A 16,010-nucleotide genomic window follows, 5' to 3' on the forward strand; every position below is an offset into this window, starting at 1 on the left:
TTCTACATTCTAAATTCTACATTCTTAATTCTAAATTCTACATTCTTACAAACAACCTGATATCAACCATACCAAACCGATTCAACCTTATCAATTACCTCTTCTACCGAATTCCCATCACTCAAAACCGTAACATGACCTAACTTACGTCCTGGGCGAGATTCAGTCTTACCATACCAATGGACAAACGCCCCTGGTAAACTGGCTAAGGTCTGCCGTTTCTGTTGGTAATCATCCAGGGAAGACTCATAACCCAAAAGATTAACCATTACTGCAGTGGGACAATGCATCTGTGGGCTACCTAAGGGTAAACCCACCACAGCTCGCAGTTGCTGCTCAAATTGAGAGGTTTGGCAAGCATCAATGGTGTAATGCCCAGAATTATGGGTACGAGGGGACACTTCATTAACCAAAACCTTGTTATTGCTAGTGAGGAATAACTCAATCCCAAAGACTCCCACTACCTCTAAACTAGTCAGGAGTGTTTTTGCGATCGCATTCACCTCGGCCACCGTATCTGGGCTAATCTGGGCTGGTGCAATCACTCGCCGACACACCTGTTCTTGCTGCTGAGTTTCCACCACCGGGTAAACCACCACCTGCCCATCTACAGAACGGGCAGCCATTACTGCCAACTCCCGTTCAAAGGGAATAAACTCTTCTAGCACCACAGGCTGATTCCCTAACTGGTTCCAAGTTTCCTGTAAGGTATGACTGTCTTTAATAATAAACGTACCCTTGCCGTCATAACCTTGGCGTCGCGCTTTCAGCACTAGAGGAAACTCTAACTGACTCAGGTTGATGGGGGTCCGAGAAGAGGCTAGGGACTTTAATTCCTCCTTACCCACTTCCCCCTCCAGACTGATGAACTCTGGCTGGGGTAAACCAATCCGATCGAAATAGCAGCGTTGGTGATATTTATCCAACAGTGGCGCTAGGGCCTCTAGTCGGGGGTAAAAGCAAATTCCCCCCTTTGCCAGACATTTCAGGGCATCGAGGTTGATAAATTCATTCTCAAAGGTAATCACATCACAGCGAGATGCCATTTGCTCGGTAGCCACCCCATCATCAATAGCAGCAAAGATAGTTTCAGCAGCAACACAGACAGCTGGATCAGTAATATTAGGAGTTTGAACCACTAGCCGAATACCCAAAGACTTGGCAGCCATTGCCATCATCCAGGCCAGTTGTCCTCCACCAATTACACCTACTCGTTTAATCGACATCCCAAAGACTCACAAGTCGCAACACCAGTTTAAAGGATGCACCTTCCTCTAACAAACAGTTATCAAATTTGCACACCATCCAGCATAGCATCCGTCAAGTCAGCCCCATCGATCAAGACTGTTGACTATTTGATGGTCAACAGTCAACATTCAACAGTCAACATTCAACACCTTACCAACACCCCAAAGAGTCACGAGTCACAACACCAGTTGTAGAATTTACCCCATTTGCTACATCGCAAAGTTTTAACCGTTGTCTGACCGGTTGGATCAGGGTGCTACTAAAATCAGCACCGGTGATGTCAGCCCCATCAAAACTGGCACGTTGCAGTAAGGAACCAGTAAAGATGGCATCAGTTAAATCTGCACCATTGAAGCTAATGTTGTAGGTGTCGCTGTTGGTCAAGTCTGCTCCATGGAGATTAGCATGATTGAGGGTAGTATGTTGGATAGACGCTTTGATCAATTTGGCATCGGCTAAGTTAGCCTGGTCCAAATTGCAATAGGTAATTTTGACTTCCTGTAAGTCTTGACCAGATAAGTCTGCTCCCACGAGTTGTTTCCCATCGCAGGCTATACTCTTGGCGTGAACGGGTAAGGGATAACAAAAAACAGAGCACGCAAATAAGAATGTAACCAGTAGCCGGAAAAACATAAAGATTTATTGCTGGAATCGTTCAACTCAATCATACTGTGATGCATAATCACTTGAGTTATACCAAAGGTAAGCATATGCGCGCTCGCGCACGCTGCTTGAGGTGCGGTCAGCGGTCAGCGGTCAGTGCTCAGTGCTCAGCCGTGAGCTAAAAGCTCACGCTGCTTGAGGTGCGGTCAACTTATTTTATTCAAAAGCTGTTCCCATAGCTTGGCCTACCGCCAATGGCACCTCAAGTAGCACCATCTGTAGGCCATAAGCTGATGGCTGATAGCTGATACGCGACACGCTGATACGCGACACGCTGACGGCTGAATGCTTACAGGCTAATCTTGCCAGAATCGCTAAAATCATAGTAAGCGATATTTTTGTGAGATCGATGCTTAATATACTTTTGACTTGGCTGCTAAGTGCTATCTCACTAATGATTACTGCTTACCTGGTACCAGGCATTACCATTAGTGGTTTTGGTGCAGCTGCCGTAGCGGTAGTAGTCATTGGTTTAGTTAACGCCATCATTAGACCGATTCTAGTGATTCTGACCTTGCCCATCACAATTTTATCCATGGGACTATTTCTGTTGGTGATTAATGCTATCACCCTATCCCTGGCATCCTATTTCACTCCTGCTGCGTTTCTAGTAAACGGTTTCTGGCCAGCTTTTTTCGGGGCTATCGTTCTGACTTTAGTGTCTAGTGTTATCAATAGCTTCGCTTCTAATCAGGTTTAATCGGAATTGCCACATAGGTGGCCGGGACTTGTCAGCTTGGTTACGGGCGCGAGTTATTATATAGTTGGCATAACTTTTAGTAAACTATACGTATGTTCTCAGCCATTAAGTGTTCACCTGCCGGGGTTGACTACTAAATAGCTAAAAGCTGAGTACTAAATAACTGAAAGCTGACTGCTCAAAGTATAGCTTGACTTAAAGTTAGTGTACAGTTTTTTGAATCGCCAAGGCTCAAACTACAGCAAGAAGAGATATAGACTAACCCAAGGTGTGGAAATTTAGGGGTGCTTGAAGGGTTAGTCTATTGATTCGTTTATGTAAAACCACTATAGTAAAACTACACCATCTTAGACTAAAAAGAAATAAAACATCTCAACCCATCGCTCTGCTCTGGGCTTTCCCTTGATAGTAAGACTTACGAATCAGAAGCTAAAACAATTAAACTAATCAATAACTAATCAATTGTAACTATAGGGCAAGTATTCAGCTATCAGCTAATGCGCTACGCGCACGCTACTTGAGGTGCTATCAGCTAATGCGCTACAGATGGTGCTACTTGAGGTGCTATCACCCATTCGCGAATGGCTAAGGCTGACGGCTGACCGCTGACGGCTTACACTCTAGCAGCTATGAATTGGTTGAGGGACTTTAGTCTTGGGAAGTAGGGAGTAGGGAGTAGGGATAAAAAAATGAAGGGACATTATAATTATCAGAAACGCTATAATCAATAATTGTCAAATTTATAAATTTGCTAATTATGAGATGAAGTTTAAATTTTTAAGCTTTCATGATTCCTAACTATGATAATTATTAATTAGTACTCTTTATTTTCGGAAAAAAAAACTAGTGATTAATCGATGAAAAGACTAAAGTTATTAATATTATGTCTGTGTGGATTCGTCTTGGTACTATCCCCTTTGTACCTCCAAACCATAGCTCTATCTACTCCAAGCCGCAATAGTTTGGATCAACATTTGGGTCAACAAATTATTTACTCGCCCCAGCTAACCTTAGCCCATAACCAAGTTCAAACTACTGAAATTGCAGAGGGACCCTCAGAGGAACCGTCAGAGGAGTTATCCGATTCAGATAGTAGTAATTCCAAGTTAAAGCCATTTGATAAGGTCGTAGAAGATGCGGAAAAATTAGCAGGATTACTCACCCTCTACCGCAATAAAGAAAAAGACAAAATTTATTTAGAAATTGAGCCCGATCAACTAAATCAAAATTTCCTATGTGTTGTAACCCTTGCTTCGGGAATTGGGGAGTTGGGGCTCCAAACCGGTTGGCCAGTTAATGATTTTTTGTTCCAATTCCGCCGCCGACAGAAAACCATAGATTTAGTTATACCAAATATCTACTTCCGTACTCAACCCGGTGACCCCCAAGAGCGTTCTGTTAAGCGTTCCTTCAGTGATTCGGTGCTATATTCCCTGCCGATTACCAGTATTCATCCAGAACGAAAGACTCTGTTGGTGGATTTAACACCACTCCTGGTCAGCGATGGGTCTTTTTCTGGACTAGCATCGGCTTTTCCTTCGATATTAGGAGGCAGTTATGGGGTAGACCCTCAAAAATCCTATGTCAGTGATGCTCAAGCATTTCCGTTGAATGTAGAGATTGAGTCAGTTTATGGCTTTTCTGGTGGAGGAGATTTATTCTTTCCCTTAAGGAGTCTGCCAGATCAACGGGCATTTAATCTTAGTGTCCGCTATAGCTTTTCTCAACTACCGACTAACAATGGTTACCGTCATCGACTGGCGGATGAACGGGTAGGCTATTTCATCAGTGCTTATCAAAATCTATCCAATCAAAACCGGAAACAACCCTTTATCCGTTATATCAGGCGCTGGAATTTAGAAAAACAAGACCCTACTGCTACTGTATCCCCCCCAAAAGAACCGATTGTGTTTTGGATTGAAAATACTGTACCTCTAGAGTACCGAGATGCAATTCGGGAGGGGATTTTGATGTGGAATGAAGCGTTTCGGGAGGCAGGGTTTGACAATGCCATTGAAGTGCGGCAAATGCCAGATGATGCTACCTGGGACCCGGCTGATATTCGTTACAACACCATTCGCTGGTCGAATTCTTTTCCCTCATTCCCAGGCATTATCGCAATGGGCCCATCCCGAGTTAACCCTCTGACTGGGGAAATCTTGGACGCAGATGTGATTATTGATGCTAATGCGGTGCGCTGGATCAAAGCCGAATACCAGGCTATTGCTTCCCAGCCTCAATCCCAGGCATTATCTGGGTTATCCCAATTCCCGTTTAATGGTTCCCTGTGTAGTAATGGCATCAAAGTTCCTTACCTTAAATGGCAGGAAATCCTCAAGAGCAATCCTGGCAAAGCGGCTCAGTTGACCCTACCAGCTGGGCAATTCCTAACCGGACTAACCCAAGTCCCAGACCATGAGTTCTGTTTTGGGATGGCATCAGCTCAGCAAGCTAAGTTTGGAGCATTATCTCTATCGATGGTAAACCACGAGTTGGCCAGTGGTGAGGAAATGAAAACCTTCATCCATCAGTATTTGCGCTACCTGACGGCTCACGAAGTTGGTCATACTCTGGGATTGCGCCACAATTTCCGGGGCAGCACCATGTTGAGTCCAGAGGAATTGAATAATACTGAGATTACCCGCAACCAAGGGCTAGTGGCGTCAGTAATGGATTATGTGCCAGTTAATCTAGCGCCAGAGGGAATCGAACAGGGAGATTATTTCTCTACAGTGGTTGGTCCCTATGATAAGTGGGTGATTAAGTATGGCTACACTCCTATTGATGCTCTGACTCCTCAACAAGAATTACGCACACTGCGCAAAATTGCTGCCCAAGGGTCTGAAATGGGACTATCCTATGCAACAGATGAGGATACTTTCGATTTTATTGACCCAGAAGCTAAGGTTTGGGACCTTAGTGGTGATCCATTGCGTTACTCTCAGTGGCAAATGGAGAATGCTAAGGCTATTTGGAAACGGTTGAACAACAGTTACCTCCTGCCTGAAGAAAGTGCTGGGGATTTACGCGATCGCTTTGATACGGTATTCTCCTATTTCTTTGATCACGCTATCTCCCTTACTGGTTATATTGGTGGACAAACCTTTAATCGAAACTACACTGGTGGCAAGACTGGCACACTCCCCTTTGAACTGATCCCTGTGGAAAAACAGCGTCAGGCTTTAGCCATGCTCGGGGAGTATATGTTTGCTGAAGATACCTTTAACTTCTCACCCCAACTCCTCAACCAGTTAGCCCCATCTCGCTGGACTCACTGGGGTGCTTTTACCACTATTTTCCCCCTCGATTATCCCATTCATGACCGAGTGATGTTAGTTCAAACCATTGTGCTGGGGGATTTATTCTCATCAGAACGGTTGGCTCGTTTGCGGGATGCTCAACTGAAAACTAGTTCCGGGGAAGCCTTGACCATGGCAGAAGTGTTTGACACTGTTCAAGATAGCATCTGGAAACTAGATACTAAAGCTAAGATTGAGCCAATCTCTAGCTTGCGTCGGGGATTGCAACGGCAGTATATGAGTCTTTTAGTGAACATGGCACTGCGCAATTCCAATAGTCTAGAAACTGCCCGCACCTTCCCTGAATTTATTATTGCTATCCAAACCTTTAATACTCCCGAGGATGCTCGGGTCTTAGCCCGGTATAAACTCCGTCAATTGCGGGATGCGATCGCAAAGACCTTGAACAAACAAGGGAAAAACCTTGATACTGCTAGCTTAGCCCACTTAGAAGGGGCACGCGATCGCATTACTAAAGTCTTGGATGCACCGTTGCAAGCGGAATAAAGTATGACTTGAGCCGTAAGCTATCAGCTATCAGCTCTCAGCTCTCAGCTCTCAGCTCTCAGCTCTCAGCTCTCAGCTCTCAGCTAAAGGCTGACCACTGACCACTGACCGCTGACCGCTGACGGCTTGACCACTGACCGCTGAATGCTTACTATAGGTGTCTTCTACAAAAGAAGACATCTTCCTCTTTTATTCGATGCCAGGATTACCTCTGGAGGGTGCATCTCAATGCATGCTGTTTGACCCGGTGGGTGGAACGGGCATCTTGCCCGTTACAATCGGACGCAACTTTTGCCTATTGCTAGCATGCCTATTGCCTTGCCCGTAGCGCTATACCAATCCGTTGCCGATGTTGCCTCATGTGAGATACCCTATGCCTTGGATGAATGCTTCCCCCACCTGCGTTCTCGTGGTGGGGGTGTCCGTCTTAATTACAAGGTTTTATCCCTCGCGACAGGCGGCATTCTCGCGCCTGTTGCCAGGACTTTTGCTGGACTATTCCCCCAAGTCGTTTCCGCTATGGGGCTTGTATTATAAACTTTTACCTAGAGTCTGACGTATATAAACCGACTACAAAGGATTTACAGGTCTGTTTTCCCTGGCGTTGAGAGGTCGTGCCTCTAGGTTGCTCAGAATCTTGTTCTGTCCTTTGCCGTACCGCTCAAGCTAAATTAACTATAACACAATAGGCAGTTCTCAGACCCCCACCTGCGTTCTCGTGGTGGGGGAATGCGTCACTCATCTTGTTCAATTTAAGAAAATCATGGTCACTAAGCTCCTTAGCATTTTCCAGAAAGCCCTATCACTCACAGGATTAGTACTACTCCTGTCCTTCTCAACCTGGTCACTGCCAGCCACAGCAGCCGCCAAGATTAGTCCTCAACTAGAACAACAAATACTGGAAGTCATCCGCAACCACCCAGAAGTAATCCTAGAATCCGTCCAGAGATACCAGCAGCAACTGGAACGGGAAAGCCAGCAGCAACAGCAAGCAATCTTGCAGCAATTCAAAATCAATCCCCAAGCCTTCATTGGTTCCTCCCCCACCACTAGCGCCATTGAAGATAAAATTGTGCTAGTAGAATTCTCAGACTTTCAGTGTCCCTTCTGTGCCAGAGCTCACGACACCGTCAACCAGTTTATAGCAAACCATGGGGATGAAGTTACCTTAGTTTACAAACACTTCCCCCTGACGGGAATTCATCCCCAAGCCCTGCCAGCGGCTCAAGCAGCTTGGGCCGCCACTCAACAAGGCAAATTCTGGCAGTACCATGATGCCCTCTTCGCCAATCAAAAGCAATTAGGAGAAGAGTTATATCTTGCCATTGCCCAAGACCTAGATTTAGACCTAGAGCAGTTTAACCGAGATCGGAAGGCAGCTGATCGTGCCATTGCAGAAGACATGCAGCTAGCACAACTATTGGGACTGAGCGGCACACCCTTCTTTGTTATGAATGGTGAAGCCTTCTCTGGTGCCGTGCCCCTAAAACAGATGGAAGCGATATTGGCACAAGTGCGCAACTCTTGAATTAGATAAAGTAGGGTGGGCAAAGTAATCTAATCTCGAATAGTCACAATAACCAAACTGTTTTTGCCCACCCTACAAGCTCCATAAAGTAGGGTGGGCAAAGTAATCTAATCTCGAATAGTCACAATAACCAAACTGTTTTTGCCCACCCTACAAGCTCCATAAAGTAGGGTGGGCAAAGTAATCTAATCTCGAATAGTCACAATAACCAAACTGTTTTTGCCCACCCTACTCCCTACTCTCACTAATCTCGAATAGTCACAATAACCAAACTGTTTTTGCCCACCCTACAAGCTCCATAAAGTAGGGTGGGCAAATTAATCTAATCTCGAATAGTCACAATAACCAAACTGTTTTTGCCCACCCTACAAGCTCCATAAAGTAGGGTGGGCAAAGTAATTTAATCTCGAATACTCACAATAACCAAACTGTTTTTGCCCACCCTACTCCCTACTCCCTACTCCCTACTCCCTATTCCCTATTCCCTTTGCTAAAAACAGTTGCTATTTCTTCCGCTGTTCTTTTTTCTCGCCAAAGCCACTGGTTATCCTGACCATGCTCCCGAATATAAGAGATAGCTTCATCAAGTAATGATGGAATTTCATCAAAAGTTTTAAAGGTTGAACCCACAGAGACTGGCCAATTAACTTGATGCCTGAGTACTGGATAATCAGAAGTAATCACATAGCAACCACAGCAAGCGGCATCACTCAATACACCACTGGTACGGTAGTAATAGCGATGTTTTTCGTAATAGGCTACTAAAATATCTACCTCATTTAACAAATCAAGATATTGTTTTTCAGTAGTTGTATCATACATTTTTACCCCCAAGTTATCTAAATCCTTAGGCTTCTGCCAAAATGGTACCCCAAGCACTAGCTCACATTTCTGGTCAGATAATTTAGTATAGTCTTTCAAGATTTCAATTATCTTAGCGATTGGCTTATCTTTACGAATCATGCCAACCACACCGATTTTAATTTTTTTATCGGTAGGCAGCCTTTATCCTGGCTTGAAATTGGGGTAAGCATCGCTCCGGATTGGCATCGGTATTTTCACTTTGGCAGACGCTGGTAATCTAAACCGTTTGGGTAAAACCTCATCATCGATTTCAAATAAAACTGCCTTAAGGTTAAAATACTTGAGGAAAAACTTGAGGTACATTAAGCCCAAAAACTTTAAAGTACTGTGCATAGCTAATTGTTGATTCCAGTGAAGACAAATCCAAACGGGTTTGCGATGCCATGCCAGTAAGGGGAGAAGTAAATAGATATTTTGGAGATAAATTTCAAAGATAAAAAGTCCATCATAGTCTTGACGCTCTTCACTCGTCAAAGACCTTATGCCCATGGCAAGATGACGAGATTCCCGACGTAAGTGTAATCCTATCCTATAGGGAAACAGGTTAGTAAAATTTTTGATGGAATCAGGGATAGGAATTTCAATGGACAAAAAATCGAGCTTAATTTCCTGAGAGTAAAAATTAATCAGGAGTAGGTCTTGGAGACCATTGTGCATTATTTTCATAGCAGCTTAGATTGGTAAGATTAGATTTATTTCAGGGAACAGGGAACAGGGAACAGTGGACAGTAATTGACAAAAAAGTAGAGGTTTAGTTGAGAGTAGGTAACTGTTACCAGAGATAAGTAGGTAAAAAAAATAAACCCAGCCATCAGAACTTTTTCCAGCAAAGATTGACTGTGGTTTATATGTCACAGCGGTAATAATTATGCCTACCTACTTAGAGAGATTTGCTTGGCTTGATTAAGGAATCTAGATTAAGCAATCTCTAAGTGATACTTAGATAGTTCCCTAAAATTTTGTGGAAGTAACAGTAAGGCAGAATGGAGAATGAAGAATGTAGAATTAAGAATGCAGAATGTAGAATGCAGAAGTTGCGTAGGGTGCTTTAGGGACGGGCTCGCCCTCATTTTCTCGGTAGCCAATTTTGGGACAGTCCGCTCCGAAAATTGAAACGGGCAAGATGCCCATTCCACAACAAGATGCCCATTCCACCCACCAGCTCAAACAGCTTTTAGGAGATGCACCCAAAGCACAAGGCAGTTGTCAATGGGGTTTTGTAGCTCAACCAATTGAGAACTGCTATCGGGTTTAGCGGCAGGGGCGAGGAAACAGGCGGCATCGCTACTCCCAGATCTGCTGTTCTTTTATTCGCTGTTCCCTAAAACCAAGTACCTTACCCAATTGATAAATACTGTAAAATTAGAGTAGTTAACTGACTACGCCCGAACCAAGACTTATGCGTGACCTAGAACAACTAACAAAAGATATTCAAGAACTACCAGAAGACGCTCAAAAAATTATTGCCGATATCATTGAGGTTTTCAAAAAACAGTATGTAACCAAAAAACCGGCATCTCTTCACCCTCTGGAATTAGACAATCAACCTTTTCTTGGTATGTGGATTGATCGACAAGATACTCAAAATAGTAGCGAATGGGTGAGAAGAATTCGAGAACAGCATTGGCAGGGCTAAATTGCTGCTACCGCTATTGAAAATCAAATTCCTCTACTCAGTAAAAATCAACGATATTATCGCTTTATCTCAGAACTCAATCTATTGAAATATCCATAACGTTGATGGACAACTCTCCCCGATTCCCTCTTCCCTGTTCCCTGTTCCCTGTTCCCTCTTATCTCTTCCCTACTCCCTACTCCCTACTCCCTACTCCCTACTTCCACCACCAGCTAACATCATCAACCGCTGCCACCGTTTCTCTTAGGGCTTCAACACCCCCAAACTTGATGATTAAAGGCGCTAATTCAGGAAGAGCTTCAAAAAAATGGGGACGGGTTAGACTAGCTAAACTATCAAGAGTTTGTTGCCAAAGAGGAAAATCAACTGAGGAAGGAGTTAAGTTTTTCATCAGGTTCTGTAAGGCATGGGCTCGGTATTTTTTATCGGAAATCCCTCTGGCGCAATCTAAGGCTTGGTGTAACAACTCTTGAGGTAAGTGGGGGGCTAAGGCTTTTAAGGCAAAGGTTCGGTATTGTTCATGGGAAATCCCTCTGGCCCAATCTAAGGCTTGCTGTAACAACAAATCCGGTAAGTGGGGGTCTTCTTTGACGACTAAGGCTAATACTAGGAAGTATTGATGCAAAATCCCTGTGGCGCAATCTAAGGCTTCCGGTAACACGTCGGGTAAGTGGGGGGCTAAGGCGACTAAGGCATGGGCTCGGTATTTTTGATCGGAAATCCCTCTGGCGCAATCTAAGGCTTCTGGTAAAACATCAGGTAAGTGGGGGGCTAAGGCGACTAAGGCATCGGCTCGGTATTTTTGATCGGAAATCCCTCTGGCGCAATCTAAGGCTTTGGGTAACAACTCTTCCGGTAAGTGGGGGGCTAAGGCGACTAAGGCATCGGCTCGGGAGTATTCATACGAAATCCCTCTGGCGCAATCTAAGGCTTGGTTTAACACATCCGGTAAGTGGGGGGCTAAGGCGAGTAAGGCATCGGCTCGGTATTTTTGATCGGAAATCCCTCTGGCGCAATCTAAGGCTTGGTTTAACAACACATCCGTTAAGTGGGGGGCTAAGGCGAGTAAGGCATAGGCTCGGTATTTTTCATTTCTAATCTCTCTGGCGCAATCTAAGGCTTTGGGTAACAACACATCCGGTAAGTGGGGGGCTAAGGCGACTAAGGCATAGGCTCGGGAGTATTCATACGAAATCCCTGTGGCCCAATCTAAGGCTTGGTGTAACACATTGCTTAAGTGGGGGGCTAAGGCGAGTAAGGCATAGGCTCGGTATTTTTGATCGGAAATCCCTCTAGCGCAATCTAAGGCTTTGGGTAACAACACATCCGGTAAGTGGGGGGCTAAGGCGACTAAGGCTCTATATCGGTCGTATTCATACCCAATCCCTCTAGCAACGTCTAAAGCTTCCGGTAATAAAGAAGGGGGAAGATACTCAATAATTACCTTTAAACCTTCTGCTTGACCTTCAGAATCTTTTCTCTGTCGCAGATAAACTAGTGCTTGAGCTGGCGTCCAGATTTCTTTCTCAACTAATACTGCCATTAACTTTGGAGGAATATTTCCAGCCAAGCTATTGAGAGATGTGGTAATCAGAGCATACCGACACTGTAAACTAATCGATTCTGTGGGATTTTCTGTAAAATTAGCTGCTGCTATTGCCCAAGCTCTCGATACATCCTTAATAAAATTAGCAGTATTTCCCTGTCTCTCACACTGCCAATACCAACCGTTATCCCCTGCTGGAGTTTCTTCTTTCAGGAGTTGATGAATTTCATTAATTTTCTTGGCTTTCTCTAGGTGCCAGGTTAAGTAGTTATAGATATAACCATCATCGGGTAAGGTATGCCATAATCCCTTTTCGGTCTTAGTTTGATAACGTTCTAATAATTGTTGATGAGCTGAGGGTATTGATAATCCTAGCTCTGATTGTACCAGACGACGGGCTAAATCATGTAACAAGTCATGGAGGCGATAGTTAGTTTCTGGTGTAGTAGAGACTCCTGGTAGTAATAAGGCTTTTTGTCGTAAGTACCTTAACGTATCTTTGGCTTCAACTAAATTACAGTCCCATAAGGTAGTCGCCATGGACTCAGTAATGATGACATCCTCCGGCAGTATCCCTAACCAAGCAAAGTTTTTCAATCTATCGTCTTCGAATAATCCCTTCAAACTGAGATTAAACGAAGCCACTAGACTATAGTTTTTGCGCTTAGCGTCACTTGGCTCTTCCTCTGCTTTCAATCGATCCAAAGCTTCTACACCAACAATTAAATCTTCTAACTCACCCAGTAAATCCTGCCAAGACAATCCATCCATAACTTGGGCAGCAGCTAATTCTAATGCTAGGGGTAAGTAGCCGACAGTTTTGGCTAAGTTTTCAGCATATTCCAGTTCTTGATTAGTTAAATCGTTGTTGAAAAAAGCGGTTAATAACTCCAAGGATTGATTGGGAGTCATCACATCTAAATCATAAGGAATCGCATCCTTAACCTGTGCTTCTCTGGTAGTTACTAAAACCCGACAGCCATCCCCAGCCACTCGAAAGGGTTCAACATGGTCAGGATGCCAAACATCATCCACTACTAGTAATGCTTTTTTATCGGATAATAACGTTCTTAATTGTAAAGAAGCGCTATCAATGTTAATCGCTTTAAAGTCATAATCTCCTAATTGCTGTATCCAGCTACTTAGAACAGATAAACTATCAGGTTGCTGACCTAAGGTTGCCCAAAAAATCCCATCGGTAAAATGGGATTGAACCTCTGAATCATGGGCTAAAGCGGCAGCTAACGTGGATTTTCCAATTCCTCCTAAACCATAGATGGCACTAACCACTAAGGTGCCAGCTTTAGCAGTTTCTTCCGATAAAAGGATTTGTTTTAGTTGTTCGCTTACTTCCGGGCGTTCGACATAATAAGGAGGAAGTGGGGGAGCTTGATTGAATCGAGTTTGGTTATTCATATTCTCAATGTTGTAATTTTCACCAGTAGTCAGAGGATATCTGAAAAGTTTTTTGATACTGAATTTTGCCCCCCTAGCCCCCCAACTTTGGGGGGAACAAGAGTCAATTTGCTTCTAAAAGTCCCCCAAAATTGGGGGATTTAGGGGGCTTGGATGTAGCAAATGAGACTTCTCAGATAACCTCTCACTAAATGCTCGATACTTTGGACAACTTCCGAATTTTGCTTAGGTGCTGCTTCCACTGCCAATACCACTTCGGCATAATCAAGAGATTGCTCTGGCGCTTTTGCGATTAGCCCGAAGGGCTACGCTACGCGAACGCAGTTACTGTATCTGGAGACTGTTTTCTCAGAAATTCCACAAACTGGCTAGTATTGTCCGAGACAACTTGCCCAATATTTTACCCAATTTTTTATAGGGGTTTAGTGGCGAGCACAGTAGCAATAGCGAAAACGGCAGCAGCTAATGGTTCCATAGTTTAACGAGATTACTCACAGTCTCCGTTTATTATAGTATTTTTCAATTGGCTGAGTTAGTTAGTTAGTTAGTAGGGTGGGCAGTGCTTACTAATGCTATCCCCAGCTGCTCTTAATTTATCTTTGGCACTGCCCACCCTACATCAATATTCTCTATTGTGATTGATTCGCCCGGTGGGCAGTGCTTACTAATGCTATCGCCGCTACTGTTATCTATCTTTGGCACTGCCCACCCTACATCAATATTCTTCTTCTGTTCCCTGTTCCCTGTTCCCTGTTCCCTTTGCTATGGCATACATTCAACAGTAAAGGCAAAGATTGCTCGAATTGATTCTCTAGTTAGTGTTGGATAGCTCTCTAATATCTGTAACTCTGTCCAACCAGCAGCAAACAAGCCTAAAATAAACTCAACGGATAAACGAGTGAGTACCTTTAACTACTGGCTTACCTAATAAAATTTTTGGATTTGAATGAATGTATTCTCTCCAATTCATGATGATTAGTTAAATAAATTTATATTTAACTATTTTATAGCGGTTGGCAAGTCGGTCAGGTGCAAACTTAAAAAATTAAAAAAATACACATAATTGAGTATATAAATACCTAGACATAATAATTGTAAATAAATGTAAATAATTTTAATTAACCCTTGCAATTTTTCGAGGAGTTATCTATACTATAGAAGGTAAACACCGATACTAATAACCGCGCTGGTTGCACTCATTAACCACCGACCAGCGCGGTTTTCCTCCCACTCAAATAGGAGTTAGTTCTATGATGCCAAAAATATCACGATCATCAATCCCGGCTTTTCTATCAGCTATCAGCTATCAGCTATCAGCTATCAGCCATCAGCTATCAGCCATCAGCCATCAGCTATCAGCTTATGTCTTATCTCACAGGCTAGAAGCCTGTTCCACGCTAGTGTTCGCCCAGCGTGCGCGTAGCGCAATCGGTGCTTTTGAATAAAATAAGCTGACCACTGACCACTGACTGCTGACTGCTGACTGCTGACCGCTGACCGCTGACCGCTGACTGCTGACTGCTGACATCACCACTATCTTTTTTTTCCCTAATGTTGACTCAGCGGTTAAGACAATTTTTGTGGATGGGAACCTTAGCTGTCCGGCAAAATTCATCCCACACCTAATGCTGCGCATTAGGTGTGGGATGAATTTTGCGCTCTTATTTCATGTAATAGGGGAACAATTACGATTTGATATTGTCTATAATAAAGGAAGTAGGGAAGACAAATTAAGAGCTAACCGCCACCTACGTTCCTGAAAAACATAATTTTTTTGTATTGTTCCGGTGCGGAGGGGCATCCCGTGTCGTCAATAAAGCTTGCCGAGTATCCGAACCGTTGGGTGGAGTTGGCAAGAAGCCCACACTGTAATCTCTGATGAGCGTGTGGGAGTATGTCACTCAGTACCCTGTTTATGGCGAGTTGTACTGCTGAGGGAGATAGCAATAACTCTTCTAACTCCCCAATCACATCTGAAATCACATCTGATCAGTTAAAGCAATCAAAACCACAACAAATCCAGGGAAAATTAATTTATGAAGCTATTCCTCCCGTGAGGTCAGTTAGAGCCTATCGGGGAGATCAGTTTTTTCTTATTACTAATCCCCAAAATCCCCGTCGGTTAGTACTGCGTCCTTCTAAAAACGTTTCCGATCAGCAATTACAATCCTTTCACAATCAACAGGTTGAGATCACAGCAGTGTATCGTGACGGCACTCGTCCTTCTGCTCAAGAAACTGCTTGTCCCCTTGATGTAGATGGGCAATGTCTGCCCCAAGGTGATGGCTATCACGTGTTATCCATAGTAACTGTGGAAAAGTAAGATAGCGGTCAGCCGTCAGTGGTCAGCCATCAGCCGTCAGCCATCAGCCGTCAGCCATCAGCCGTCAGCCGTCAGCCATCAGCCGTCAGCCATCAGCCGTCAGCTTATTTGATTCAAAAGCACCAATCACTAGCTTGCTCCAAAGCTGATAACTGATAGCTGATAACTGATAGCTGATAACTGATAGCACCTCAAGTAGCGTGCGCGTAGCGCATTAGCTGAAAGCTGACTGCTGACTACTGATAGCTTATTACCAAATCCCTCTAAAGACTCAGGTCAG

At 44.0% G+C, this 16,010-nt stretch carries 15 protein-coding genes; 9 read left to right on the top strand and 6 right to left on the bottom strand.

Annotation, left to right across the window (positions count from 1 at the left end; all coding sequences use genetic code 11):
- Nucleotides 1-62 precede the first annotated feature (62 nt).
- Together F6J90_RS24930 and F6J90_RS24935 are read right to left on the bottom strand one after the other, a co-directional pair.
- Entirely contained in the window at nt 63-1,226 is a 1,164-nt protein-coding gene (locus F6J90_RS24930) for a 5-(carboxyamino)imidazole ribonucleotide synthase (protein WP_293099579.1), read from the bottom strand.
- A 172-nt stretch (nt 1,227-1,398) separates the two neighbouring features.
- The gene (locus F6J90_RS24935) at nt 1,399-1,779 is read right to left on the bottom strand and encodes a pentapeptide repeat-containing protein (RefSeq protein ID WP_293099581.1); all 381 of its coding nucleotides are present in this window, start codon (nt 1,777-1,779) and stop codon (nt 1,399-1,401) included.
- A 481-nt stretch (nt 1,780-2,260) separates the two neighbouring features.
- Between F6J90_RS24935 and F6J90_RS24940 the strand changes: the two genes are divergently transcribed.
- The 4 genes from F6J90_RS24940 to F6J90_RS24955 all read left to right on the top strand — a co-directional run bounded on the left by F6J90_RS24940 (nt 2,261) and on the right by F6J90_RS24955 (nt 7,945).
- Nucleotides 2,261-2,611 (top strand): phage holin family protein, encoded by a 351-nt coding sequence (locus tag F6J90_RS24940; RefSeq protein ID WP_293099584.1) that lies wholly within the window; start codon nt 2,261-2,263, stop codon nt 2,609-2,611.
- 857 nt (nt 2,612-3,468) lie between these two features.
- A complete protein-coding gene (locus tag F6J90_RS24945) occupies nt 3,469-6,417 on the top strand; it encodes a zinc-dependent metalloprotease (RefSeq protein WP_293099586.1) in 2,949 nt (982 codons plus the stop codon).
- Between the two features lie 291 nt (nt 6,418-6,708).
- A complete protein-coding gene (locus tag F6J90_RS24950; RefSeq protein ID WP_293099589.1) occupies nt 6,709-6,954 on the top strand; it encodes a hypothetical protein in 246 nt (81 codons plus the stop codon).
- 226 nt (nt 6,955-7,180) lie between these two features.
- A complete protein-coding gene (locus F6J90_RS24955; protein ID WP_293099592.1) occupies nt 7,181-7,945 on the top strand; it encodes a thioredoxin domain-containing protein in 765 nt (254 codons plus the stop codon).
- A 471-nt stretch (nt 7,946-8,416) separates the two neighbouring features.
- Here the strand turns inward: F6J90_RS24955 and F6J90_RS24960 are convergent, their stop codons facing one another.
- Nucleotides 8,417-8,908 (bottom strand): hypothetical protein, encoded by a 492-nt coding sequence (locus F6J90_RS24960; protein WP_293099595.1) that lies wholly within the window; start codon nt 8,906-8,908, stop codon nt 8,417-8,419.
- 42 nt (nt 8,909-8,950) lie between these two features.
- On the bottom strand, nt 8,951-9,466 hold the full coding sequence (locus tag F6J90_RS24965; RefSeq protein WP_293099598.1) for a hypothetical protein: 516 nt from the start codon (nt 9,464-9,466) through the stop codon (nt 8,951-8,953).
- A 466-nt stretch (nt 9,467-9,932) separates the two neighbouring features.
- On the opposite strand from F6J90_RS24965, the gene F6J90_RS24970 reads away from it, so the two are divergent.
- A complete protein-coding gene (locus tag F6J90_RS24970) occupies nt 9,933-10,064 on the top strand; it encodes a hypothetical protein (RefSeq protein ID WP_293099601.1) in 132 nt (43 codons plus the stop codon).
- Between the two features lie 144 nt (nt 10,065-10,208).
- Complete coding sequence (locus F6J90_RS24975; RefSeq protein ID WP_293099604.1) at nt 10,209-10,445, top strand: hypothetical protein; 237 nt, start codon at nt 10,209-10,211, stop codon at nt 10,443-10,445.
- 196 nt (nt 10,446-10,641) lie between these two features.
- On the opposite strand, the gene F6J90_RS24980 is transcribed toward F6J90_RS24975, so the two are convergent.
- A complete protein-coding gene (locus F6J90_RS24980) occupies nt 10,642-13,407 on the bottom strand; it encodes an NB-ARC domain-containing protein (RefSeq protein WP_293099607.1) in 2,766 nt (921 codons plus the stop codon).
- Nucleotides 13,408-14,074: 667 nt separating this feature from the next.
- On the opposite strand from F6J90_RS24980, the gene F6J90_RS24985 reads away from it, so the two are divergent.
- The gene (locus F6J90_RS24985; RefSeq protein ID WP_293099610.1) at nt 14,075-14,236 is read left to right on the top strand and encodes a hypothetical protein; all 162 of its coding nucleotides are present in this window, start codon (nt 14,075-14,077) and stop codon (nt 14,234-14,236) included.
- Between the two features lie 543 nt (nt 14,237-14,779).
- Here the strand turns inward: F6J90_RS24985 and F6J90_RS24990 are convergent.
- On the bottom strand, nt 14,780-15,022 hold the full coding sequence (locus F6J90_RS24990; protein WP_293099612.1) for a hypothetical protein: 243 nt from the start codon (nt 15,020-15,022) through the stop codon (nt 14,780-14,782).
- A 279-nt stretch (nt 15,023-15,301) separates the two neighbouring features.
- Here F6J90_RS24990 and F6J90_RS24995 point away from each other — a divergent pair, with 279 nt between their 5' ends.
- Both F6J90_RS24995 and F6J90_RS25000 read left to right on the top strand, forming a co-directional pair.
- Complete coding sequence (locus F6J90_RS24995; protein WP_293099614.1) at nt 15,302-15,730, top strand: hypothetical protein; 429 nt, start codon at nt 15,302-15,304, stop codon at nt 15,728-15,730.
- Between the two features lie 18 nt (nt 15,731-15,748).
- Nucleotides 15,749-15,886, top strand: a complete 138-nt coding sequence (locus F6J90_RS25000; RefSeq protein WP_293099617.1) for a hypothetical protein — start codon at nt 15,749-15,751, stop codon at nt 15,884-15,886.
- Nucleotides 15,887-16,010 lie beyond the last annotated feature (124 nt).

It is taken from the genome of Moorena sp. SIOASIH (assembly GCF_010671925.1).
Taxonomy (GTDB): Bacteria; Cyanobacteriota; Cyanobacteriia; order Cyanobacteriales; family Coleofasciculaceae; genus Moorena.